1 pseudogene is annotated in these 296 nt (G+C 67.6%); it reads right to left on the bottom strand.

What is annotated here, in order from left to right:
- Positions 1–296, bottom strand: a pseudogene (locus EN869_RS34025) (chain-length determining protein); the annotation flags it as partial.

Here is a 296-nt window from a genome sequence, read left to right as displayed (position 1 = left end):
AATTCCCCAAGAAGCGTCGCGATCGCCATCAGAAGCAGCGAGGCGACGAAGGCGGCGCCGACGATCGGCACGATCTTCGGGAAATACGGCTCCGACGGCGTCACGGCGCGCGAGAAGATGCGCGCATCGACCGGCAGATAGTTACGGTCGCTGCGCGAGGACGCCTCGCGATAGCGGGTCATGTAGGATTCGAGCAGCTGGCGCTGGGCGTTGGCGTCGCGCTGCAGCGCGTCGAGCTCGACCTGCTGCTCGCCGGCGCGCGCCGATGCGGCCTTCAGCGTGTTGACGTCGCCGAG

The sequence above is a fragment of the Mesorhizobium sp. M2D.F.Ca.ET.226.01.1.1 genome, from assembly GCF_004022705.2.
Taxonomy (GTDB): Bacteria; Pseudomonadota; Alphaproteobacteria; order Rhizobiales; family Rhizobiaceae; genus Mesorhizobium.
Note: the sequence above shows the minus strand (reverse complement) of the source record. Positions and strands in the feature narration are given on the sequence as shown.